Below are 24,143 nucleotides of genomic sequence, written 5' to 3'. Positions count from 1 at the left end.
CCGCTCGAGTATTCGGAGGGGACGAGACCGGCGTATGCCATCAATTGTCCGGGGGTGCGGAACCGATGAAAGGATCCAATTTCTGCGACAATTCCGATGGCTGTAATGAGTGCCACCCCTTTGAGGCATTGAAGTGCCTGAATCATGGGGGCGTGAACCCCTTGAATCGACTGAGTATAGATTTCGTCTTCCAGCCGTTGCACGCGTAGTTCCATTTCTTTGAGCTGATGGTAATATTCCCGGAAAACGACCCGCAGGGTATCCTGAGAGAACTTCAGTGTATCTAACCACTCTCTGTATTTTTTCGTTTGGCGCTTCACGCCTTGCGGCGGTCGAAGCTCGTGGCGCAGGAGAAACTTGCTCAACCTTTGACGGGTCCGAAGTTCATCTTCTTTTGCATCTTCTCGGCAGCGCACCAGATCGCGCAGTGCTTCATCTGCTTCCGTCGGCACGTAAATCGAGGTTAACTCTCCGGCACGATACAGTTGTGCGAGCCGAAGCGCATCCCGACGATCTGTTTTCACCCGCTCACCCGGTCGTTGGGGAATGAGAGAGGGGGCGATAATGTCACAAGAGATACCGAGAGAGAGTAGCAGCCGATACAATGGATAGCCCGTAGGACCGGCTTCATAACAGACACGCAGATGGTCCGATGGACCGAGTTTACGCATCAACTTTCGAACATTTTCTACCGTATGCGGGATGGTGCCCCAAAAGCGAGGAGCATCTCGACCTGCATCGGCGATCGCAACAGCAATCGTGTTCTTGGAGACGTCCAGACCAACAAATTTTGTGGTATCATTCATGATAAGCTGGCTCCTTTCGTAATGTAGCTCTGAGGGGGTAAGAGGTTCTTACAGATCTCTATACCCGATTAACCTACGTATTTACGGATAGGGTGCCAGTTTCGTTCATGATAACTCAGACTAACGTCTTCCGGGATCTTCCGACCTCCTTCTTCCACAGGCGTCCGCCGGTTTTCGCTTCGTTCTTTCCTTAGTAAAACAAAAGTGAGGGACTGTTTTTTTCATACTTTCTTCTCCATAAAAAACGAAGCCGAGGCGGTTTAGACGCCTGCGGAAAAAGAAAGCGTGAAGATCATCCCGGGTGAAAGGAAGGGATAGCTAAAGGTTTTCTCCGCGGCAGGCGAAGAAAAAAGATCCTTAGGCGTACCTTTCTTATATCAACACTAGCCTTTAACAGAGACACTCATGCAAAATTTTTGCACTATGAAGTATGAAAATTAATACTGCTGTGTAACGAAGGAGAGGACACCCAAAGGAGAAGCGCAGTTGGAGAATCCATTTTGGCGGACGTTCTTTCCGTCAAAATTAGTCGAGAACAAGCCCTTGGGTAAGCCTCTCCGAAAGTGAAGCAGCAGTATTACTTCTTTTTAGCGGAACTTTTATTTTCAAGGTAGCCGTTTTATCAAATCCACAAGGAAAGTCTTATTTAAATGTTTTAAATTTGATTTTATTGGGAATTTTTCAAGTAGTTTCAAATGAGGAGGAAATTCACTATGAGTAAAACAATATTTATTACCGGGGCAGGAACCGGCTTAGGCAGAGGCACTGCGCTCGGTCTTGCTAAAAAAGGACATAAAGTAATTGCAGGTGTGGAAATTATCTCTCAGGTAACACCGCTTCGGGAAGAAGTGGAAGAAAAAGGATTAGATGTCGAAGTGATTAAACTTGATATTAAAGATAAGCAGGATCAAAAGTATATTGCAGATTATGATTACGACGTGTTTGTCGCAAACGCAGCAATTGGAGAAGGTGGTCCGATTTCAGAAATTCCTGTGGACAGAGTGAGAGAGGTCTATGAAACAAATGTCTTCAGTACGCTCGAGAATGCGCAGATAGCCGCAAAGAAATTTGTAGAAAAGAAGCAGGGGAAAATTATCTTTTTAAGCTCGATTGTCGGGATTGTACCAATGCCTTATCTTGCCGCCTATGGGTCTACGAAGCATGCAGTTGAATCTATTGCCAAAACAATGCGGGCAGAGCTGGATGAATTCGGTGTGCAGGTGGCAACGATCAATCCAGGACCGTTTGAGACAGGATTCAATGACAGAATGTTTGAAGAAAAGTGGAAGTGGTATGATCCTGAGAAAAACTTTACGAAGGAAGAATCAATTAAAGAACAGGAAAAAATCCTGGATGAACAGTATAATCCGGAAGATATGATCAATAAAATGGTAGAAGTAATTGAAGCAGATCATCACGCTTTCCGGACTGCCTATCCACAGGAGATTGAGGATCAGATGAAAGATGCAGAAAAGCAGGCATGGGAAGATAATGTTTAATTTTACAGAAAAAACGAGACGGGGAAATTTCCTCGTCTCGTTTTAATATTAATATTCTTCCGGTTCATTAATATAGCGCTGCAAAGAAGGAGGATCGTATTGCTGCATCGTATCAATCAGTTTACCGGATTCTGTACCAATTTGAAGCATGGCCATATAGCTTTCGTGGAGAAAGCCTTCACGGACCATGTGATCGAGCATATTCAAGAGCGGATCATAATAATCTTCCACATTTAAAATGCCGATGGATTTTTTATGAATACCAAGCTGTGCCCAGGTAAAAACTTCAAAAAACTCTTCCATGGTGCCTGCGCCGCCTGGGAGAATAAGAAAAGCATCTGCCAAATCAGCCATTTTGGACTTTCGCTCATGCATAGAATCAACAATAATTAATTCTGTAAGCATTGGATGGGCGATCTCACGCTCCTGAAGCATTTTAGGCATCACTCCGGTGACACGACCTCCGGCGGAGAGGGCAGCGTTCGCTGTAATTCCCATCATACCGACTGCGCCCCCGCCGTATATAAGTTCAATATCACGTTCTGCCAAAGCCTTCCCAAGCTTTGTCGATTCATTTTCATACAGGGCCGTTCGTCCGCTGCTCGAGCCACAGTAAACCGCTATTCGCTTCATTGACCGACTCCTCCTTCAAAATCATCTCATGCATGAATATAACTTTTATCATAACATTTTCTTTGGAAAATAACTTGTCTTTTAATGAAGTAACTGGAAAAAATTCAGGTTTATAAATATTTAACATAATTGTCACATGCGTTTTCCAAAAGAATTATGTTACAATTATGAAAACGTTTTCTTTGTTGATATAACAGTAAAGTATAAGAACAATAAAAGCGGCAGTCCGCTTTTATTTTTAAATAGGCTTGTGAAGAAAAAAACAAACTGATAGAAATGCGCAGGTGATTCAAAATGGTGAAAGGGTTTTCTCACTATTGGACAAAACGACAAATAAAAAAACAGCTGCAGGTGGTGCGCGGAGAAGCTGCGCCGACGATGGTACTTAAAGACATTACGTATTTAAACAGCCTGCGGAAAGCCTGGGTTCAGGCGAATATATGGATCCATCACGACAGAATAGTATATATTGGAAATTCACTTCCAGCAGATCTTTCACATACAGAAGTAGTGGAAGCGGAAGGACAGTTTGCAGTACCCGGATATATTGAGCATCATGCGCATCCATTTCAGCTGTACCAGCCGATGTCTCTGGCAAAATTTGCTGCAGAACGGGGAACGACTACGATCGTAGGAGACAACCTGCCGTTCTTTTTACATTTACCAAAAGAGAAAGCGCTTTCTTTAATTGAGGAGCTGCAGCGGTCGCCAGCCTGCCTTTTATGGTCAGCAAGATATGATGCGCAGACAGAACTGCAGAACGGAAATGATGTTTTTTCTTACGCAAATCTCCACGCGTGGTTGGAACACCCGTATGTTGTTCAGGGCGGAGAACTCACCGACTGGCCGCGGGTGCTGAAAGGCGACGAGCAGATGCTTCACAGCATGCTCGAAACGAAAGATAGGCGGAAGCCGATTGAAGGGCATCTGCCGGGAGCCGGGGAAAAAACACTTACCCAAATGGCGCTCCTTGGTGTGGACGGAGATCATGAATCTATGACGGGAGCAGAAGTGCTGGCAAGACTGGACGCAGGACTCACTGCCTCTCTCCGCTATTCCTCCATCCGTCCCGACCTGCCGCGCCTGCTGCGGGAACTTCATGCAGAAGGGCTTGCTTCCTATGATTCTCTTCTCATGACCACAGATGGTTCTCCGCCGCATTTTATGCAAAATGGCATGATGGAGCATCTGATCCAGATTGCCATAGACGAAGGCGTACCGTTTATTGATGCGGTGCATATGGTGACGAGAAATGTAGCGAGACATTTTTATATGGATGATGTTATCGGCATTTTGGCGCCGGGAAGACTCGCGAATATTAACATATTGGAAAGTAAGGAGAATCCAATGCCGGTGGACGTGCTTGCCAAAGGAAAATGGGTGCGCCGGGATAACCAGCCATGCTTTCCTGATAAAGAAATTAACTGGAACGAATATGGATTTGAGCCGTTTCATCTGGACTGGGACCTCAAAGAAAGTGATTTCCACTTCTCTATGCCGCTCGGGATGAAAATGGAAAACGAAGTAATTATGAAGCCTTATCAGATTCAGATTGACCTTACCCGCGAGGAACTGCCGGAGGATTCTGATGAGAATTTCATGGTGCTTCTTGATAAAAAAGGGAAATGGAATGTAGCGACACTTATCAAAGGATTTGCTGGAAATCTGCATGGATTCGCGAGCTCCTTTTCCACTTCGGGAGACATCATCCTGATCGGGAAAAGTAAACAAGGAATGCGCGATGCCTTTCACGCTTTAAAGCGGAGGAATGGTGGTATTATATTATTAGATAAAGACGGCACAGAAACAGCGGTGGATTTAGGTGTGGCAGGAATGTTTTCCGAGCTGCCGATGGAAGACGGCCTTGTCCAGCAGGAAGAAAAACTGCGTAAAGCACTTGTTTCCTGCGGGTATCCGTTTACCGATCCTGTATACAGTCTGTTGTTTTTTTCCGCCACGCACCTGCCTTATATACGCATTACACAGAAAGGGATTGTAGACGTGAAAAAGAAAAGGGTACTCTTTCCCGCGCTTATGCGGTAAACTAGTAAAGTGAGGGATGGAAAAGAAAGCCTTTTTTATACTTCCTCTTTTCAGCCGAAATATTTTCAGGTTCGGTACATGCACGCTGCACTATACTTTCTTTCCATTGATGCACAAACTGCAAAATGAAAAGGTAAAATAAATAACCGGAAAAAGAGGTGAAATCGCCATGCAAATTGATAAGCTGCGCGGCAAAGAGCTGGATCAGCTGTTCGATGCCATCTTAAGTTTAAAAGATCGGGAAGAGTGCTATGAATTCTTTGATGACCTCTGCACGATGAATGAAATACAATCCCTTGCACAGCGTCTGGAAGTAGCAAGAATGCTGATGGAAGGAGACACCTATCAAAGGATAGAGCAGGAAACCGGAGCAAGTACAGCGACTATTTCGCGGGTGAAACGCTGCATTAACTATGGGAACGACGGCTATAAATTCACCTTGGACCGAGTGCATACTCCCAGCAAGCAGCATGAATCCTGATACAAACTGTTCTGCAGAGCGGACCACCCGCTGATGCAGAACAGTTTTTTTGTGGTCTTGCGGGTAATTTGCTAATTGATGAAAGAGGAGAGATCAGGTCAGGTGCTTCTTTGCTAATAACAGATTCGCAGCTACTAATGACAGATAAACAGGGAAATTGCGTTCTTAAAATCAGATTCCTTTCTTTTAGTAACAGATGCACATACTAATAACAGAATACCAGCTGCTAAAAGCAGATAAAACGTCATCGTGTACAGATAACTGCTGTTAATGACAGAATAAGAGGGCCTTATCCATGCATAAAAATCGTACTGAATTTTTGCATAACCAGTCTATCGAATGAAAAAGCAAATATAGAACTTTTGTTCTTCGCATGCAATGCGGGGCAGCTGCTTTTCAAAAGAAGTGGAGAATGATGAAATTGACTCTATTATTAAGAGACTGTGAAATCATTTTGCCTCCCCCATCTGCTTTTCTCCAGAGAAGCACGGGTTTTCAATCGAGTCTTTCGATGATTTTTGATATACTGTTCCACAGACGAAAAAATATAATGGAAGTTAGGGATATAGCGATGAAAGCTTATTATGAATGGAAACATGTGTTTAAATTAGATCCGGCAAAAGAAATATCTGAAGCAGATCTGGAAAAAGTCTGCGAATCAGGTACGGATGCAGTCATAGTCGGCGGTACAGACGGAGTAACCGAAGATAATACTCTCGATTTACTGATGCGTGTGCGCAGATTCAGTGTCTCCTGCGTGCTTGAAGTGAGCAATCTGCACAGCATTGTCCCGGGATTTGACTATTATTTAATTCCTTCGATTCTGAACTCGCGGCAGGCAGTGTGGATTAATGGCCTGCATCACCGGGCGCTGAAAGAATTCGGCCATTTAATCGATGAAGAAGAAATTCTTGCAGAAGGCTACTGTGTATTGAATCCGGAAGCAAAGGTGGCGCAGGTGACCGATGCCGCGACCGGACTCGACAGCGAGGATATTATTGCTTATGCACGAATGACAGACCGCTTATTTCATATGCCTATTTTTTATCTGGAATACAGCGGTGCCTATGGCGATCCCAATATTGTCTCCCAGGTAAATGATGTGCTGGAAAAGTCTCAGCTGTTTTACGGCGGAGGAATTGAATCTGCAGCACAGGCAAAAGAAATGAGTGCTTTTGCAGATACGATTGTTGTAGGAAATGTAATTTATACAGATTTGAAAACAGCCTTGAAAACGGTGGACGCAGCAAAGGAAGCGGCGTATACAAAAGGAACAGAATAGATTATACTTTAAGAACAAATGTTTGGGTGGTGGAGAAGTGAAAAACGAATTATTGACAGGGTTAAATCATGAACAGCAGCAGGCAGTAAAGCACAATGAAGGACCACTGTTAATTATGGCAGGTGCAGGCAGTGGAAAAACACGCGTATTAACGCACCGTATGGCGTATCTTATTGGAGAAAAAGGCGTTCCGCACTGGTCCATTCTCGCGATTACTTTTACAAACAAAGCAGCCCGGGAGATGAAAGAGCGTGTTGCTTCCATTATCGGCGGCGAAGCGGAGGAAATGTGGATTTCCACGTTCCACTCCATGTGTGTTCGTATTTTACGAAGAGATATCGACCGCATCGGATACAACCGCAACTTTACAATCCTTGATTCGGGAGATCAGCAGACGGTATTAAAACGAATTATTAAAGAAATGAATATTGATCCGAAAAAGTTTGATGCCCGCTCTATGCTCGGTTCAATCAGCAGCGCAAAAAACGAGCTGAAGATGGCAAAGGATTATGGAAAAACTGCAAACGGATTTTATGAAGAAACCGTATTTGAAGTATATAAAAAATATGAAAAAGAACTGCGCAGAAACCAGGCGCTTGATTTCGATGACTTGATTATGACAACGATCCGCCTCTTTGAGCAGGTGCCGGAAGTACTGGAATATTATCAGCGCCGGTTCCGCTACATTATGGTGGACGAGTATCAGGATACAAACAAAGCGCAGTATAAACTTGTACAGCTTATGGCAGACCGTCATAAGAATCTTTGTGTGGTCGGGGATTCCGATCAGTCCATTTACCGCTGGCGCGGAGCGGACATTCAGAACATCCTGTCGTTTGAAAAGGACTATGATAACTGCCAGGTCGTTATGCTTGAGCAGAACTACCGCTCTACAAAGCGTATTCTGCAGGCGGCAAACGCGGTAATTGAGAAAAACACAAGCCGCAAGCCCAAAAACCTCTGGACCGATAATATTGACGGAGAAAAAATAACCCTGTATGAAGCAGACAATGAACATGAAGAAGCACGGTTTGTCGTCGGGAAAATGAAGGAACATATAGACAGCGGCAAATACAAGCCATCAGAGATCGCAGTCCTGTACCGGACAAACGCACAGTCCCGGGTAATGGAGGAACTGATGGTAAAGTCCAACATGTCCTACACGATTGTCGGGGGTACGAAATTCTACGACAGAAAAGAGATTAAAGATCTGCTTGCCTATCTGCGGCTGATCTCCAATCCGAGTGATGACATCAGTTTCCGCAGAATAGTAAATGTGCCGAAGCGCGGTATCGGAAATACGACGGTGGAAAAACTGGCTGCCTACGCAGCACAGAATGATTTATCCATGTTTGATGCTGTACAGGAAATTGAGCAGGTGGGACTCAGTGCAAGATTCACGAAGACACTGCAGGAATTTGCAGCACAGCTTCGCGGCTGGGTGGAAATGCAGGAATATCTTCCTGTCATGGAGCTGGTCGAGGAAATGCTGGAGAAAACCGGCTACCGGGATATGCTGAAGATGGATAAAAGCCTGGAATCAGAAGCAAGACTGGAAAACATCAATGAATTTCTCTCTGTAGCAAAAGAATTTGAAGAAGCGAGTGAAGATAAGACGCTTACTGCATTTTTAACAGATCTCGCACTTGTCGCAGATATTGACAAGGTGGATGAACAGGAAGAAGTATCGGAGAAATCACTGCTGATGACGCTGCACTCCGCGAAGGGACTCGAATTCCCGATTGTATTTTTAATTGGTCTGGAGGAAGGTGTGTTTCCGCACAGCCGTTCCTTAATGGAAGAAGCAGAAATGGAAGAAGAGCGGCGTCTTGCTTATGTAGGGATTACCCGTGCAGAGCAGCAGCTCTATATCAGCCGTGCTCGCATGCGCACGTTATACGGCAGAACGAACATGAACCCGCCATCACGATTCCTGCACGAGCTGCCGGAGGAAGTACTGGAGCAGCCGGAGACGAAAGAAAAAGAACTACCGTGGGCACAGGCTTCCAGAAGCAGCGGTTCCGGGCTGCAGGCCGGAGCACAGCGCCGTGCTGCGCCGGCACGGACCGCCCCGAGAAAGAAAGTAATGAAAACACAGACAACAACGACTGCCGGTGCATCCTTCAGCTGGAATGTAGGAGATAAAGCGGCGCATAAAAAGTGGGGCACCGGTACGGTTGTAAGCATCAAAGGCAGCGGGGAAAATGTCGAACTGGATATTGCATTTCCGGAAGTAGGCGTTAAGCGGCTGTTCGCCAAGTTCGCTCCTATCACGAAAGAATAGAGGTGAGGCGCTGTGGCGCAGGAAAAAATAGATGAACTCACAAACAGGCTGAAAAAATATGCACACCAATATTATGTTCTTGATGAGCCTGTGGTTTCAGATGCAGAATATGATAAACTGCTGCAGGAATTAATGGAACTGGAAGAGCAGCATCCAGAATTAAAACATGAAGACTCTCCCACGGGAAGAGTCGGCGGGGAACCGCTGGATCAATTCCGCAAAGTGCAGCATGATGTGCCGATGCTTTCTTTATCCAACGTATTTAACGAAGAAGACATCAGAGATTTCGACCGCAGGGTCCGGAGCGGGCTGGGCAAAACCCCAACTTACAGCTGTGAACTGAAAATCGATGGGCTTGCAGTGACCTTGAAATATGAAGAGGGAAAACTTGTATTAGGTGCCACCCGGGGAGATGGAACCACAGGAGAGGACATTACCCACAACCTGCGTACGATATCTTCCATCCCGTTAACATTGAATGAGCCGGTGACGCTTGAGGTGCGCGGCGAAGCATTTATGCCAAAGAAATCCTTTGAGCGGCTGAATAAAGAAAAAGAAGAAAATGGAGAAGCGCTGTTTGCAAATCCGCGGAATGCAGCAGCCGGCTCGCTCCGGCAGCTGGATCCGAAAATTGCAGCAAAGCGCCACCTGGATATTTTTATTTATTCTCTCGGAGAGTATCCGGAAAAAGAATTAAATTCCCATCACGAAGCACTCGAATATGTGAGCAGTCTCGGCTTTAAAACAAACCGGGAAGCGCACCATCTGGAATCGATCGAAGAAGTAATTGAATTCTGCGAAAGCTGGCAGGATAAGAGAGCAGATCTTCCGTATGAAATCGACGGGATCGTTATCAAAGTGGATTCTCTCGAGGATCAGCAGCAGCTCGGCTTTACCGCAAAAAATCCGCGCTGGGCCACAGCGTATAAATTCCCTGCAGAGGAAGTAGTCACAACGCTGCGTACAATTGAGCTGAATGTAGGCCGCACTGGAGTGGTAACGCCCACTGCGATTCTGGAACCCGTGACCGTTGCTGGGAGTACAGTGCAGCGTGCGACGCTTCATAATGAAGATATTATCCGGGAACAGGATATTAAAATCGGCGATCGGCTACTGATCAAAAAAGCAGGAGACGTGATTCCGAAGGTTGTACGCGTGCTGACGGAAGAGCGCACCGGGGATGAAGAAGACTTTCACATGCCGACGCACTGCCCGGAATGTGAAAGTGAGCTGGTGCGGATTGAAGGGGAAGTTGCGCTCCGCTGTGTGAATCCAAAATGTCCTGCCCAACTTCGGGAAGGATTGATTCACTTCGTTTCCAGAAATGCGATGAATATAGACGGACTCGGAGAAAGAGTAATTACACAGTTATTTGAACATAAATTAATAGAAGATGTGGCAGACCTTTACCGGCTGAAGCGGGAAGAACTGCTGGAGCTTGAGCGGATGGGAGAAAAATCTGTCGACAATCTGCTGGAAGCGATCCACGTAACAAAAGAGAATTCTCTGGAAAAGTTATTGTTCGGTCTCGGAATCCGCTATGTAGGTTCCAAAGCTGCGACAACGCTTGCCATGCATTTTGGCACGATGGACGCTTTAAAGAAAGCATCAGTGGAAGATTTAACTGCCATTGAAGAAATCGGCGAAAAAATGGCAGATGCGATCGCGACGTACTTTACGCATGACGAAGTACTGGAACTGCTGGACGAACTGGAAGCGCTCGGGATCAATATGGAGTATAAAGGACCGCGGCCATCTCAAGTGCAGGAGGGAGATTCCCCATTTGCCGGAAAAACGTTTGTTTTAACTGGCTCTATGGAAGAAATGACCCGTACAGAAGCGAAAAAAGAAGTGGAACTGCTCGGAGGAAAAGTAACCTCCAGTGTTACAAAGAAAACAGATGTGCTGATTGCCGGGGAAAAAGCCGGTTCAAAACTTTCCAAAGCAGAAGAGCTTGAAATAGAAGTCTGGAATGAAGCAGCCTTCCTGGAAAAGCTGAGCGAAAGTAAATAGCAGACAGGCGGCGGAGGACAGTAATCTGATTTCCTTCGCCGCCTTTGTATGGAATAGGTCTCATGACATACTGGAATAACAGCATGTTTTGTGAGAAAATGCTAAAAGAACAAGTGTGGCGAGGAGTGGAAGAAATGAATAAGAGATGGATGATTACGGGGGGCGCCTCACTCCTTTTTCTCACTGGATGTATGCCTACCATCAATCAGCCGGAAGAAGAAGTGATTGTCGTAGAAGAAACTGAGGAAGAAGAAGAGCAGGAATTTGTCATTACCCCTACAATAAATACACCGGATGCCTATTATAGAAATGTATTGGAAGATGGTACATACAGCCGCAGCAGTGCACGGGGAAACGTAGCACACGCAATGAACAACCGGGTGGATATTGAGCAGTTTGAACTTGGACTGATGGAAATTGCCAGCGGCGTATTTGATCAGGAAAACTACTACTTCCAGGAAGGGAATCATTTCGACGGGGAACTGGTGAACAGCTGGCTCCGCAGATATGAACCTTCAGAGGAGGAAGAAGAGGAAGAAAGTGAAGACGCAGCCGGGTTTGATGCGGAGGAAGAGGAAGCCGCAGTGGAAATTGAAGAATCTGCCGGTTTAAATCCGCCCCTGGGAGATGGAGAGGACGATGAAGAACGAATGAGAGATGCCCCGCTGGTGCTTTCTAATATTGTAGAACACAATTATTTCAGAGGCAGTGAAGAAGACGGCGTGGAACTGGGTGGAATTGTTGTTGGTATTTCCGTTCGTTCGGTATATTACTTCAGAACAGAAACAGAAGATGGACGCCTGAATTTCTTTGAAGAACCAGTGGATGAAGAATATGCGATTGAATATGCGGAAGAGGCTGCCGGAGATATCCTTCAGCGGATGCGTTCGCAGGAAGAACTGCAGGAAGTGCCGATTACCTTTGCTATTTTTCGTGAAGAACCCCGCGGGTCTCTGAATCCGGGGACGTTCCGCCGGATGACGGAGGTTGGCGCAGGGGATATGAATATTCAGGGCTGGGAAAACATAAGTGAAACAAGCCTTGTCTTCCCATCAAGCAATGCGCGTGATGTGCAGCCGGCATTGTCGGAAAGCTTTACACAGTTTAAAGATGATGTAGATGATTTTTTTGGACAGCAGGTAGGTACCGTCGGAAAAGCACGCTATAAAGATGATAATCTCGATGAAATGAAAATTGAAATGAACTTACAGTCCCATGGGAAACCGGAAGTAATTGCACTTACTCAGTTTATCAGCGGCCGTCTCGAAAATTTACTTCAGGCGCAGGCCCCTGTATACGTGTATATAGATTCTGTCGAAGGCAGGGAAGCAATGGTCATCCAGTATCCAGGAGAAGAACCGTTCATGCACATTTATAAATAAGTTAAAACACCATCATTCTTAATTGAAGGATGGTGTTTTTTTGTGTCCTGGCTCTGTTAAAGCTTTAACAGAGCTTATGTCTTAAAGGAAGAAATCACCTCCTGCCGAGGTCTCTGGAAAAACAACAGAACTGAAAAGCCGCTTCCTGAGGTACAGAGCAAAAGAAGATTAAACAATAAGCAGCTGTGAAAAAGATAACTAGGAGCTCATTAGGCAAGGAGAATGATATGAATACAAAAGTGAGTCTGGTTGTTGCCGTACTGGATAAAAAAGTAAGAGAAGATGTAGTAATGGACCTGGAAGAACAACACGGCATTACAAAGCAGACTTATTTTCTGGCAAGAGGTCACGGTGATTCAGGCGGCGATTTTTTTGGGATGCAGGTGGAACCTGAAAGAGAAAGGGTTTTATTTATTGTGCCAAAACAGCAGGAAGAAGAAATTCTCTCCACCGTCCAGGAAACGGGAGGATTAAACGAACCAGGAAATGGGATTGTATTATCGTTGGATGTAAACAACATTAAAGGATTATTATAGCGTTCCTTCAAACGGAATGTATAACCTTAAGAATACTAAAAGCAGCTTCCGCCATGCTGGGAGCTGCTTTTAGGAGCGGGATTGCGTTCATTCATTTACTGGAATTGTGAGCGTAATCCTGGTGCCTTTTCCAGGGGTGCTGTCTATAGCAACAGTGCCTCCGAGTTTATCGATCGTACTGTAAACCATGAGCATCCCGAGTCCGGTGCCTTCTTTTTTGGTGGAATAATACGGTTTTCCAATTCGTGATATTTCTTCTGCATTCATTCCAGAACCGGAATCAGTAACTTTAATTATTACTTTATTTTTTCGTTCTGAAATATCCATATAAAGGGTTCCTGGATCATCTTTCATCGATTCGATTCCATTTTTGCAAATATTGATTAAACACTGCTTCATCTGATTTTGATCGAAATACAGCTGATGAGTGTTACTGAAGCGAAGTGAAATTTTTACAAGATGCAGGTTTGCGAAAGGAACCATGATATTTCGGACATATTCTGCTTCTTCCTGTAAAATTGAAGTGACCATGTTCTGTTCCTGCGGTTTTGCCAGAGATAGAAAATCCGTTACAATACTTTCAGCACGCTGCACTTCCAGTAAGGAAAGGTCCACATAGCGCTTTTCATTGGAAGGGAGGTTTCCGGACTGCTTCAGAAGCTGCAGAAAGCCGCTTGTTACCGTCAGCGGATTTCTTATTTCATGAGCTACACTTGCAGAAAGCTCACTGACCAGGGCCAGCCGCTCGGACTGAAGCAGCTTCTCCCGCGTATCAATATTAATAATGATTCTCTCGATCAACGTGACAATAAAAGCAGTACCAATCACATGGATTAAAAGAACATTCGCGGTAATTTCCCAAAAGTAGGGATCGTTTAAAGTGAAAAAACGCAGCAGCGTAATAAGATAAAATAGCATGACAAGCAGGGAAACCAGACTCGCAATAATAATGCGGCTTCTGGATGATTTCCTTAAAAAATAATTTTTTAATGCAGGTACGGCAATAAAAATAATCGTGGAAAATATAAAAGAATCAACTGCAAATTCTCCACCAATCATAAAGCGGTAAACGTTCAGAATTACATAAAGCGGAAAAGCAACAAGATAACCGCCGAATAAAGAAGCAAGTACAAATGGAATATATCGTAAATCGTATATAAAACCCTGCTCCATCTGTATAGGAAAAGACATACACAAGATCAAAGAAACAGCAGAGAAAATGATCAGTAATATTTTTCCCTGGCGCGGGACAGCACGGTTTTCAAAGAAAATTAAATACATCGAAACCGGAAAAAGTAAAAATAAAAAATTCACAAGTAAAATTTCTGTCACGAAATAGCATCCTTTCTCTTTGCAGCGGACGTGCTAACTTTATTATCTTATCAGATGCGAAAGAAAAAGTTAATAATTCCATCTCCTTTCGTCCTATGTATCCATCCTTCTAATTCTTTATAATTAACTGGCTTCAAAATAAATGCTGAGGTGGACAGAATTCTGCCCCCTACAGCATGTTTCGCTATCTTTACAATTGCCTGTACAAAGCTTCTTTGGTATCATCATACTATTGTATTAAAGCAGTTGAGGAGGGTATTTTATGGAAAGAATAACAAAAGAACAAATACGCCATGTGGCAAATTTAGCAAGGCTGGAATTAAAGGAAGAAGAAATTGCTCATTTTGGAGAGCAGCTGGATGATATTATTGATGCGGCAGAGCAGCTGAATGAGCTGTCTACCGACAATGTGGAGCCTACTTCGCATGTCATCGATGTAAGAAATGTAATGCGGGAAGATAAAACGAAGCCGTCCCTGTCGAATGAGGATGCAATGAGAAACGTACCGGAAACAGAAAAAGGACAAGTGCGCGTACCGTCCGTATTAGAATAGGAGGTTCACATCATGGAAGCATTTGATTATTCATTAAAAGAACTGCATGAACAGTTAGTAAATAAAGAAACAACGATTGAAAAGCTTGTGCGCCAGTCATTTGACCGCATTAAAGAAGTTGATGAAAAAGTAGGGGCTTTTTTAACGCTGGATGAAGAGAACGCAATAGCGCGTGCAAAGGATCTCGATAAACAGCTGGAAAACGGAGAGTTGGACGAGGGAAATATTCTTTTCGGCCTGCCGGTAGGAATTAAAGACAATATGGTAACCAAAGGGCTCCGTACGACAGCAGCGAGTAAAATCCTTGAAAATTTTGTTCCGGTGCATGACGCGACAGTCGTAGAAAAACTGCGTGATGCGGGAACGGTCACTGTCGGGAAGCTGAACATGGATGAATTTGCGATGGGATCCTCGAACGAGAATTCGGCATATAAAATAGTACATAACCCATGGCACCTTGATTACGTACCAGGTGGTTCCAGCGGTGGTTCAGCCGCGGCAGTAGCGGCGCGTGAAGTGCCGTTTGCGCTTGGTTCCGACACCGGAGGGTCTGTACGCCAGCCGGCATCTTACTGCGGCGTAGTGGGGCTTAAACCGACGTACGGGCGTGTTTCCCGTTTCGGACTGATCGCATTTGCTTCTTCGCTCGACCAGATTGGTCCAATGACGACTTCTGTAGAAGACAATGCGTATGTGCTGCAAAAAATCGCAGGACACGATGAGCGGGACTCCACCAGTGCACATGTGGAAGTGCCGGATTATTTAGCAGCGCTGACCGGGGAAGTAAAAGGCTTAAGGATCGGCGTGCCGAAAGAATATTTAGGAGAAGGCGTAAGTGAAGGTGTCCGCGAGAAAGTGGTCGAAGCTTTGGAAGTATTAAAAGAACTCGGCGCTGAGTGGGAGGAAGTTTCGATTCCGCATGCCAAATATTCTTTATCTGCCTACTACATGCTCGCATCGTCTGAAGCCTCTTCCAATCTCGCCAGGTTTGACGGGATTCGTTACGGGGTGCGCCACACAGGAGATAACCTGATTGATACGTATAAAAAATCACGCAGTGAAGGATTTGGAGACGAAGTAAAAAGACGTATTATGCTCGGTACGTTTGCACTCAGCTCCGGCTATTATGATGCGTATTATTTAAAAGCGCAGAAAGTCCGCACGCTGATCAAACAGGACTTTGAAGATCTTTTCCTGAAGTATGACGTGATTATAGGCCCAACTGCTCCAACGACTGCCTTTAAGCTGGGAGAAGCGGTGGATGATCCAATGACGATGTATGTAAATGATATTTTAACGAACCAGATAAACCTTGCCGGAGTACCTGCGATCAGCGTTCCATGCGGGCTCTCAGAAGGACTGCCTGTGGGACTGCAGATTATCGGAAAGCACTTCGATGAAGCTACAGTATTCCGTGTTGCCCATGCCTATGAGCAGGCAACTGAGCATCACCTTGAAAAACCGCAGTTTAAAGGAGGTGCCGATTCATGAGTTTTGAAACTGTAATTGGCCTGGAAGTACACGTAGAATTAAAAACAAATTCCAAGATTTTCTGCAGCTGTGCCGTTGAGTTCGGCGCGCCGCCAAATACGCATACATGTCCGGTATGCCTCGGCCATCCTGGGGTGCTGCCTGTATTAAACAGGCAGGCCGTGGATTATGCGATGAAGGCCTCCATGGCACTGAATTGTGAGATAGCTGAGGTAACGAAATTCGACCGGAAAAATTATTTTTATCCGGATAACCCGAAAGCGTATCAAATCTCCCAGTTTGACAAGCCGATTGGAGAGCACGGCTGGATCGATATTGAAGTTGACGGGGAAAAAAAGCGGATTGGTATTACACGGGTGCACATGGAGGAAGATGCGGGGAAATTAACGCATGATGACGAATCCGGGCACTCGCTTGTGGACTATAATCGTGTCGGCACACCATTGATCGAAATTGTGTCTGAGCCGGATATCCGTACGCCGCAGGAAGCATACGCTTATCTGGAAAAGCTGAAAGCAATCATGCAGTACACAGAAGTGTCCGACTGTAAAATGGAAGAAGGATCACTTCGCTGTGATGCGAACATTTCTCTGCGTCCGACAGGACAGGTGGAATTCGGTACAAAAGCCGAGCTGAAAAACCTGAACTCGTTCATGCACGTGTTAAAAGGACTTGAGCATGAAGAAGAGCGCCAGGCAGAAGTACTTTCCGACGGCGGCGTAATCGAGCAGGAAACACGCCGGTGGGATGACAGTGCGAAGAAGACGATTTTGATGCGTGTAAAAGAAGGCTCGGATGACTACCGCTACTTCCCGGATCCGGATCTGGAAAATCTCTATATTGAGAAAGAATGGAAGGAGCGCGTGGAAGCTTCTATTCCGGAACTGCCCGATGCACGGAAAGCACGCTATGTGAAAAAGTACGATCTTCCTTCTTATGATGCGGATGTACTGACCCAGCAGAAAGCAATGAGTGACTTTTTTGAAGAAGGACTGGAACTTGGCGGTCCTGCAAAGCAGCTTTCCAACTGGCTGATGGGAGAAGTAAATGCCTATCTGAACCAGGAAGGGAAAGAAATTCAGGATATTCCGATGACTCCGAAAGCGCTGGTGGGAATGATCCAGTTAATTGAAAAAGGAACTATTTCCTCGAAAATTGCCAAGCAGGTGTTCAAAGAACTGATTGAAAACGGCGGCGATCCGGAGAAAATTGTCGAGGACAAAGGGCTTGTGCAGATCAGTGACGAAGGAGCGATCCGCGGGATGGTGAATGAGGCACTTGATAACAACAGCCAGTCTGTCGAAGATTATAAGAGTGGAAAAGGTAAAGCAATCGGCTTCCTTGTCGGACAGGTAATGAAAGCATCCAAAGGAAAAGCCAACCCGCAGCTTGTAAACCAGCTGCTGAAAGAAGAACTGGATAAAAGATAACTTTGAGGCCGTCCTGCAGATAGAAGCAGGGCGGTTTTATTTTGTGGGGGCGGGCCTTGGGTTATCGGAGGGCTCCGTGTCAGCATAGGGCCGTGGGGTGTTAGTATAGAAGGTTTGGAGTAAAGTATAACCGAGTTGGAGTAAATTATAAGGGGATCGGAGTACAGCATAGCGGCATCGGAGTATAATAAGGCCGCCGACAGTATATTAGCGGGAGAGGATAGAGAATGTCAGCTGATTTTCATTCAAACCGGTTGAAATAAAACAGACTTATATGCTCTTAAAGGTGTCGGGTTCCTGGGAGAGATGTGGCAAGCGTGGCACAAGAGGACAGTGAAAATGCAGCTGAGCCGGGTTTAAGGAAAATATAGAAGGTTTGGAGTTCAGTATAGCCGAGTTGGAGTAAATTATAAGGGGGTCGGAGTAAAACATAGCGGCATCGGAGTAAATTAAGGCCGCCGGCAGTAAAATAGCGGGGCAGAATAGAGAAAGTCAGCTGATTTTCATTCACACCGGTTGAAATAAAACAGACTCATATGCTCTTAAAGGTGTTGGGTTCCTGGGAGAGATGTGGCAAGCATGGCACAAGAGGACAGTGAAAATGCAGCATAGCCGGGTTTAAGTAAAATATAGAAGTTTTGGAGTAAAGTATAGCCGAGTTGGAGTAAATTATAAGGGGATCGGAGTAAATTAAGGCCGCTGACAGTAAAATAGCGGGCATTCTATCCGTCCCGTCCGCACCAGGCCCCCATCGTCCACAACCCCCTCAATACGGGGACTTTTCACACCGTGATCCGCGCCTGATTTTTCATTCGAAAGAGTGTAAGCGCTTGATTCTGGAGTTATTACATAGATAAGCAGAGCTAACCGAGGAGAAGTCGGGGCAGGAAGTACTACGCGTGTATATGCAGGCTTACGCAGTTTTACATTCGGACTGGATTCTCGTTATAATCATCACCATGTGTTTGGAAAAGAAATCTTACACACGGAAAGGTTGTTTTGTTCTAATATGAAATTATTAATGACGATATTACTGCGTGCAAGTATTTATACAATGCTGTTGACAGGAGGAATTGCGCTTCTCGTACAGATGGCATCAGCTGTGTTGGGAGGAGAGATCATCGTTTATTCCTGGTCTGCACTTCTGCTGTTTTCTTTTGCCACCCTGCTTTGGATTATTCCGGTACAGGTAATTGACTGGCTGAAGCTGATTAAAGTACAGCGCCGCATCAAGCGGATAATGTTTCCTTACTTTGTGACCGCGGTGCAGATAGTGTTGTTTTCCATGTATATGGCGACGATCAGTACGAGAATTGCAGATATTGCTTTTTCAGCGGTCGGTCTCGCTGCAGTTATTATGAGCGTGACGATTATTGCAAGAATAGCCTACACCATGCTCGTACGGTCTGTAAGAAAATATAAAACACCGACAGTGCAGATTTCTGCAGAATAAGCATAAAAAAGGCCTCCTGATATTTTCAGGAGGCCTTTCATCATTAATAATTTATCCCCTTGCATTGAAACTCCGGCTGAATCACAAAATAACCTCTGGAAACCTCCGGTACACCACCAGCATTGCGGCACATTTCCTGGGCCTGCTGCACACCTGCTTCATTCATCCCTACGAGCACCACCACGAGAAGCAGCACAGCCAGCAGCAATAGAAATGTCCATTGATTCCGAGCTGTTGCCAACAATATATCTCCCTCCCAAATCAAATATGGTTATATTGTAACAAGAGGATGAAAAAGCTGTCATTACTATTTAGTGAATTTTTTGAAAAAGTCGGTAAATGGCTGATAAAGAGAGAAAGAAGGAAGATATACCAGCTGTACCCCTTAAAATTAATAATTCTGAATATTTACAATAAATAATTAATGATATATAGTAAGACTCAAGCAATACATCATTGCTAACACATAACGAAAGGGGTTATGCGACTGAACCAAACCTGGCAAGACAATATTACTGCTGGAGGAGGGAATTATTAACTTAATGGAAGATGAATCGATAACATAAGCGGTTCTTTGTCTGAAGAAAGGGTAGAGACAAAGGACCGCTTTTCTGTGCGTATTTTTTCGTAAAGTGGTATAATAAGCAGGATTACTTAATGAGGAAATGCGGAGGATGTCACATGAACAAAAAGGCGAGGTTAATCTATAATCCCAGTTCAGGCAGGGAACAAGTAAAGCGGCACCTGCCATTAATATTGGAAACACTGGAGCAGGAAGGGTATGAGGCATCTGCACATGCGACTACAGGACCGGACTGCGCAAAAAGGGCAGCAGCAAAAGCCTGTGAGCGGGGATTCGACTTTATCATTGCAGCCGGAGGAGACGGTACGATCCATGAAGTAGTAAACGGAATGGCCGGCCAGACGAATCGACCGATGCTCGGACTTTTACCGGGAGGTACGACCAATGACTTTGCCAGAGCGCTGCACATTCCAAAAAATATACCGGACGCATGCAGCACGCTCGTTTCTGGAAAAGAAAGAGAGATTGATGTAGGGCAGGTCGGTGAAAAATACTTCATCAATATTGCGGGAGCGGGAACGCTGACAGAGCTGACGTATGAAGTGCCGAGCCGTCTGAAAACGATGATGGGGCAGATGGCGTACTATGTTAAAGGATTTGAAAAACTGCCGCGTATTCAGCCGACCCATGTAAATATTCAATATGATGGGAAGACGTTCGAAGGGGAAATTATGCTCTTTCTCGTATCCAACACAAATTCTGTCGGCGGCTTTGAAAAGCTGGCACCGGATGCGTACCTGGATGACGGGTTATTTGACCTGATTATTATTAAGAAAACAAATCTGGCAGACGTCGTCCGATTAACCGGAGCTGCCATGCGTGGAGAGCATTTAAAGGATGAGAGAGTCATTTATATTCAGGCTGCCGATATAGATATTCAGGCGAAAAACCAGCTGCAGATGAACCTTGATGGAGAAAACGGTGGTGCGCTGAAGGAACGGTTTGTCAATCTTCATCGTCACATCAGAATGATGGTTCCAGATCAGTTTCATAAATGTTTTCAGGCAGATGAGGACGAAAAAAATCCCACCCGGTAAAGGATGGGATTTTTCTTTATACCGGCTGGCTTGGAGAGCCTTCCACCGGCTGATCGTGATTACTCGTTACCGTTTCACGCGGCTGGGAGACACGGTCGGATTCTTTTTTTACCTGGCGCAGATAGTAGATAAATGCTGCGCCCCGCATAATGCCTTCCAGATTTTTACGGTCGATAAAAGAAATACCTGATTCTGCACGGTCATGCTTTACGGAAGTGTAGCTGGCAAGCGTACCTGTAAGGTGATGGGCTGCTTCGCCTGTATCGTGAATAATATCGAACAGCGGGTTGAGCTTCCCGATCTTGTCGTTTACATCCACCAGCGTTTCATTTGTGTTATAAAGAATCAATGTCGTTTCAGAAGTGATCTCGCCCAGGCTTTTGTTTAACGTCGAAACCGTATCTGCTGTGTTACCGAGCGTGTCTGTGAGTTTTTTGAGTACGGGGATCAATAAAAGCACCCCTACAAAAATGGCAATTGCTAAAATGAATACTCCAATTCCTAACCAATCCATATGTAACACCTCTTTTCAAAATTTTCGTTCCCTCTTCATCATCTCCGCTTACGCAGAATATATCAAGCGATTCAGCAAAAAAATCCGGTAAGCGGCAGGCTGGCAAACAGCCGCGGCCTTTCCTGCATGCTGCTATTCATTGCCGGAACAGTGCTTCAAGCGCATGTTCCTAAATAAATTTCCTTAAAAACAATCCTTTTTCCGGCGAAGCAATGACTAAAGTTTAGATACCTTATTCGTTCCCGCTTCATATTAATTATAAACACTGGAATGTAAGTTGATAAGAAAAATACTTTTATGAAAAAACAGTTCACTGCAGCAGTGGATCAGTGCAGCCGAATGTTAAGGGCCTTCAGGTGCAGACTTCCGCTTATTTTTTCGACCAATATAATTGATATTGTTTCACTTAGTATAAAATGAAATTTTGATTAATTTGATATTTACATTTGTTTAATTAATTTGCTATAGTAGGGTTGCAGCTTGTGAAACTAACATAGATACGGGGGCTATAATATGAATATATTGTGGGGAATATTAGGCATTGCGGTCGTTCTTGGAATCGCTTTAATACTCTCTTCCAACCGTAAGGCGATTAAGCCGCGCACGATTTTAGGCGGACTCGCAATTCAGATTTTATTTGCGTACATTGTACTGTATTCTGCAGTCGGCCGGGAAATACTGCTGTGGTTTACGGGAGTTGTAAACGCTATCGTCGGATATACTGGAGAAGGGATTGACTTTTTATTCGGCGGATTGTACGAAGCAGAAGGCATGGGATCGATTTTTGCCTTTGAAGTACTGCCGATTATCATTTTCTTTTCTTCTTTAATATCGATCCTTTATTACTTAGGAATAATGCAGTTCTTCATTAAAATTATCGGCGGGGCGCTCTCCTGGCTCCTGCAGACGAGCAGAACAGAGTCGCTCTCAGCTTCGGCAAATATTTTTGTCGGGCAGACAGAAGCGCCGCTTGTTGTAAAGCCGTTTTTACCAACGATGACCCGTTCGGAGCTTTTTGCAGTAATGACCGGTGGACTTGCTTCTGTAGCCGGTTCCGTTCTTGTCGGCTATTCCCAGCTCGGGGTACCGCTGGAATACCTGCTTGCAGCAAGTTTCATGGCCGCGCCGTCCGGACTGGTAATGGCAAAAATGATTATGCCGGAGACAACGCCGGAGAAATCCTCTGATTTTGCAGAGGTAGAAATGGATGACGACAAAGAATCCTATAACGTGATTGATGCCGCAGCCAGAGGTGCCAGCACAGGATTGCAGCTTGCCTTAAATATCGGTGCGATGCTGCTCGCCTTTATCGCTCTTGTGGCACTACTGAATGGGGGACTTGGGGCACTGCAGGCAGGAATCAATTATGTACTTGAATTCTTTACCACGTTCCAGATAGAAGGACTGACACTGGAGAATATTTTCGGATTTATCTTTGCGCCGCTTGCATTTGCCATCGGTGTACCCTGGTCCGAAGCGTTACAGGCAGGTACTTTTATCGGCCAGAAGCTTATTTTAAATGAGTTCGTGGCTTACGCTTCCTTTGCACCGCAGATTGACGAGCTCGATCCGAAAACAGCACTGATTGTAAGCTTTGCGTTATGCGGTTTCGCAAACGTATCCTCTCTCGGGATTCTGCTTGGGGGTCTTGGGAAACTTGCACCATCACGCCGGGGAGACATTGCCCAGCTTGGAATTAAAGCAGTATTTGCAGGGATGCTTGCTTCATTGCTGAACGCATCTATTGCAGGAATGTTTTTCTAAAATAAAACCAACTATAAGGAGAGATTGATTATGGCGAACTCTATCGCAGGATTGATTGACCACACATTATTGAAGCCGGAAACGACAAAGGAAGCAATTCTTTCTTTGTGCCAGGAAGCAGCAGAATATAATTTTGCTTCTGTCTGTGTAAACCCGACATGGGTGGCGCTTGCAGCAGAAGAATTAAAAGATGCAGAAGCGGTGGTATGCACCGTTATTGGTTTTCCACTGGGAGCTTCCACGCCCGAAACGAAAGCTTTTGAAACGAAAAATGCAATCGAGAATGGCGCAGCTGAAGTAGATATGGTAATGAATATCGGCGCGTTAAAAGGCGGAGACTACGACCTTGTAGAACGTGATATGAAAGCCGTACAGGAGGCTGCAGAAGGAAAAGCGCTGACGAAAGTCATCATTGAAACGTGCCTTCTTACAGATGAGGAAAAAGTTAAAGCGTGCGAAATTGCCCTGAAAGCAGGACTGGATTTTGTAAAAACATCCACTGGGTTCTCTACAGGTGCCGCCACGGTCGAAGACGTAAGATTAATGAGGGAAACTGTAGGAAAACATGCCGGCGTTAAAGCTTCCGGAGGCGTCCGCTCCCTGGAAGATGCTGAAGGAATGATTGAAGCGGGTGCGACGCGTATCGGCGCAAGCGCCGGCGTACAGATTGTAAAAGGTGAACAGGCGTCGTCAGATTACTAATTTCAATACAATGCACTGAAGCCGGCTGCGGTTTCAGTGCTTTTTCGCGTTAGAAGCAGATTTTAACAGCAGCTGCCGGAGCAATAAAAAGCATCCTTTTGAGAAAGAGAGGAAGAAGCAGATTTTTTAGCAGAAACAGCGTCGGATCGGCGAAAAATATCTGCTTTGACGGGAGAGAAAAACCGTTCTTAATAAAGTACAATATATTTTTAATTTTCAGTTATTTAAGTGGAGATCGTAGTATAATGTAAGGGAAGAACATTTTTACCACAATGATTTTTTACATATATGCAAAAACGGTTCCGGCAATACATATGCTGCATAG

General features: G+C 45.0%; 20 protein-coding genes. 15 read left to right on the top strand and 5 right to left on the bottom strand.

Going from position 1 to position 24,143, the window contains the following annotated elements; all coding sequences use genetic code 11:
- Window positions 1–806 (bottom strand): IS110 family RNA-guided transposase (locus BLP92_RS08080; protein ID WP_090842364.1); only part of this gene is annotated, 806 nt, incomplete at its 3' end.
- 713 nt (window positions 807–1,519) lie between these two features.
- On the opposite strand from BLP92_RS08080, the gene BLP92_RS08075 reads away from it, so the two are divergent.
- The gene (locus tag BLP92_RS08075; protein WP_090842362.1) at window positions 1,520–2,305 is read left to right on the top strand and encodes an SDR family oxidoreductase; all 786 of its coding nucleotides are present in this window, start codon (window positions 1,520–1,522) and stop codon (window positions 2,303–2,305) included.
- Between the two features lie 48 nt (window positions 2,306–2,353).
- Here the strand turns inward: BLP92_RS08075 and BLP92_RS08070 are convergent, their stop codons facing one another.
- Window positions 2,354–2,938, bottom strand: a complete 585-nt coding sequence (locus BLP92_RS08070; RefSeq protein ID WP_090842360.1) for an LOG family protein — start codon at window positions 2,936–2,938, stop codon at window positions 2,354–2,356.
- Window positions 2,939–3,232: 294 nt separating this feature from the next.
- On the opposite strand from BLP92_RS08070, the gene BLP92_RS08065 reads away from it, so the two are divergent.
- From BLP92_RS08065 to BLP92_RS08035, 7 genes are all read left to right on the top strand, one after another.
- Window positions 3,233–4,981 carry an adenine deaminase C-terminal domain-containing protein gene (locus BLP92_RS08065; RefSeq protein ID WP_090842359.1) on the top strand — a complete coding sequence of 583 codons (1,749 nt, stop codon included), beginning with the start codon at window positions 3,233–3,235 and terminating at the stop codon, window positions 4,979–4,981.
- Between the two features lie 169 nt (window positions 4,982–5,150).
- On the top strand, window positions 5,151–5,462 hold the full coding sequence (locus BLP92_RS08060) for a YerC/YecD family TrpR-related protein (protein ID WP_090842357.1): 312 nt from the start codon (window positions 5,151–5,153) through the stop codon (window positions 5,460–5,462).
- A 571-nt stretch (window positions 5,463–6,033) separates the two neighbouring features.
- Complete coding sequence (pcrB, locus tag BLP92_RS08055) at window positions 6,034–6,744, top strand: heptaprenylglyceryl phosphate synthase (RefSeq protein ID WP_090842355.1); 711 nt, start codon at window positions 6,034–6,036, stop codon at window positions 6,742–6,744.
- A gap of 37 nt (window positions 6,745–6,781) precedes the next feature.
- Window positions 6,782–9,028, top strand: a complete 2,247-nt coding sequence (gene pcrA / locus BLP92_RS08050; RefSeq protein ID WP_090842354.1) for a DNA helicase PcrA — start codon at window positions 6,782–6,784, stop codon at window positions 9,026–9,028.
- Between the two features lie 12 nt (window positions 9,029–9,040).
- The gene (gene ligA, locus BLP92_RS08045; RefSeq protein WP_090842352.1) at window positions 9,041–11,041 is read left to right on the top strand and encodes an NAD-dependent DNA ligase LigA; all 2,001 of its coding nucleotides are present in this window, start codon (window positions 9,041–9,043) and stop codon (window positions 11,039–11,041) included.
- Window positions 11,042–11,175: 134 nt separating this feature from the next.
- Entirely contained in the window at window positions 11,176–12,423 is a 1,248-nt protein-coding gene (locus tag BLP92_RS08040) for a CamS family sex pheromone protein (RefSeq protein ID WP_175444219.1), read from the top strand.
- A gap of 227 nt (window positions 12,424–12,650) precedes the next feature.
- A complete protein-coding gene (locus BLP92_RS08035; protein WP_090842349.1) occupies window positions 12,651–12,959 on the top strand; it encodes a P-II family nitrogen regulator in 309 nt (102 codons plus the stop codon).
- Window positions 12,960–13,046: 87 nt separating this feature from the next.
- Here BLP92_RS08035 and BLP92_RS08030 read toward each other — a convergent pair whose 3' ends face one another.
- A complete protein-coding gene (locus BLP92_RS08030; RefSeq protein ID WP_090842347.1) occupies window positions 13,047–14,291 on the bottom strand; it encodes an ATP-binding protein in 1,245 nt (414 codons plus the stop codon).
- A 262-nt stretch (window positions 14,292–14,553) separates the two neighbouring features.
- Between BLP92_RS08030 and gatC the strand changes: the two genes are divergently transcribed.
- From gatC to BLP92_RS08010, 4 genes are all read left to right on the top strand, one after another.
- Complete coding sequence (gatC, locus tag BLP92_RS08025) at window positions 14,554–14,844, top strand: Asp-tRNA(Asn)/Glu-tRNA(Gln) amidotransferase subunit GatC (RefSeq protein ID WP_090842344.1); 291 nt, start codon at window positions 14,554–14,556, stop codon at window positions 14,842–14,844.
- A 12-nt stretch (window positions 14,845–14,856) separates the two neighbouring features.
- Complete coding sequence (gene gatA / locus BLP92_RS08020) at window positions 14,857–16,335, top strand: Asp-tRNA(Asn)/Glu-tRNA(Gln) amidotransferase subunit GatA (RefSeq protein WP_090842342.1); 1,479 nt, start codon at window positions 14,857–14,859, stop codon at window positions 16,333–16,335.
- Window positions 16,332–17,765 carry an Asp-tRNA(Asn)/Glu-tRNA(Gln) amidotransferase subunit GatB gene (gene gatB / locus BLP92_RS08015; RefSeq protein WP_090842340.1) on the top strand — a complete coding sequence of 478 codons (1,434 nt, stop codon included), beginning with the start codon at window positions 16,332–16,334 and terminating at the stop codon, window positions 17,763–17,765. Before gatA ends, gatB begins: the two co-directional genes overlap by 4 nt.
- Before the next feature lie 1,009 nt (window positions 17,766–18,774).
- Window positions 18,775–19,218 carry a hypothetical protein gene (locus BLP92_RS08010; protein ID WP_090842338.1) on the top strand — a complete coding sequence of 148 codons (444 nt, stop codon included), beginning with the start codon at window positions 18,775–18,777 and terminating at the stop codon, window positions 19,216–19,218.
- A gap of 43 nt (window positions 19,219–19,261) precedes the next feature.
- On the opposite strand, the gene BLP92_RS08005 is transcribed toward BLP92_RS08010, so the two are convergent.
- The gene (locus tag BLP92_RS08005; protein WP_090842336.1) at window positions 19,262–19,462 is read right to left on the bottom strand and encodes a hypothetical protein; all 201 of its coding nucleotides are present in this window, start codon (window positions 19,460–19,462) and stop codon (window positions 19,262–19,264) included.
- A gap of 437 nt (window positions 19,463–19,899) precedes the next feature.
- Between BLP92_RS08005 and BLP92_RS08000 the strand changes: the two genes are divergently transcribed.
- Window positions 19,900–20,838, top strand: coding sequence for a diacylglycerol kinase (locus BLP92_RS08000; RefSeq protein WP_090842334.1), 939 nt, complete (start codon window positions 19,900–19,902; stop codon window positions 20,836–20,838).
- Between the two features lie 16 nt (window positions 20,839–20,854).
- Here BLP92_RS08000 and BLP92_RS07995 read toward each other — a convergent pair whose 3' ends face one another.
- Window positions 20,855–21,352, bottom strand: a complete 498-nt coding sequence (locus BLP92_RS07995; protein WP_090842332.1) for a DUF948 domain-containing protein — start codon at window positions 21,350–21,352, stop codon at window positions 20,855–20,857.
- Window positions 21,353–21,865: 513 nt separating this feature from the next.
- Here BLP92_RS07995 and BLP92_RS07990 point away from each other — a divergent pair.
- Window positions 21,866–23,116: a NupC/NupG family nucleoside CNT transporter gene (locus tag BLP92_RS07990; RefSeq protein WP_090842330.1), complete on the top strand. Its 1,251-nt coding sequence runs from the start codon at window positions 21,866–21,868 to the stop codon at window positions 23,114–23,116.
- Between the two features lie 30 nt (window positions 23,117–23,146).
- Window positions 23,147–23,818: a deoxyribose-phosphate aldolase gene (deoC, locus tag BLP92_RS07985; protein ID WP_090842329.1), complete on the top strand. Its 672-nt coding sequence runs from the start codon at window positions 23,147–23,149 to the stop codon at window positions 23,816–23,818.
- Window positions 23,819–24,143: the final 325 nt, after the last annotated feature.

This window comes from Alkalicoccus daliensis, assembly GCF_900103955.1.
GTDB lineage: Bacteria > Bacillota > Bacilli > Bacillales > Salisediminibacteriaceae > Alkalicoccus > Alkalicoccus daliensis.
Note: the sequence above shows the minus strand (reverse complement) of the source record. Positions and strands in the feature narration are given on the sequence as shown.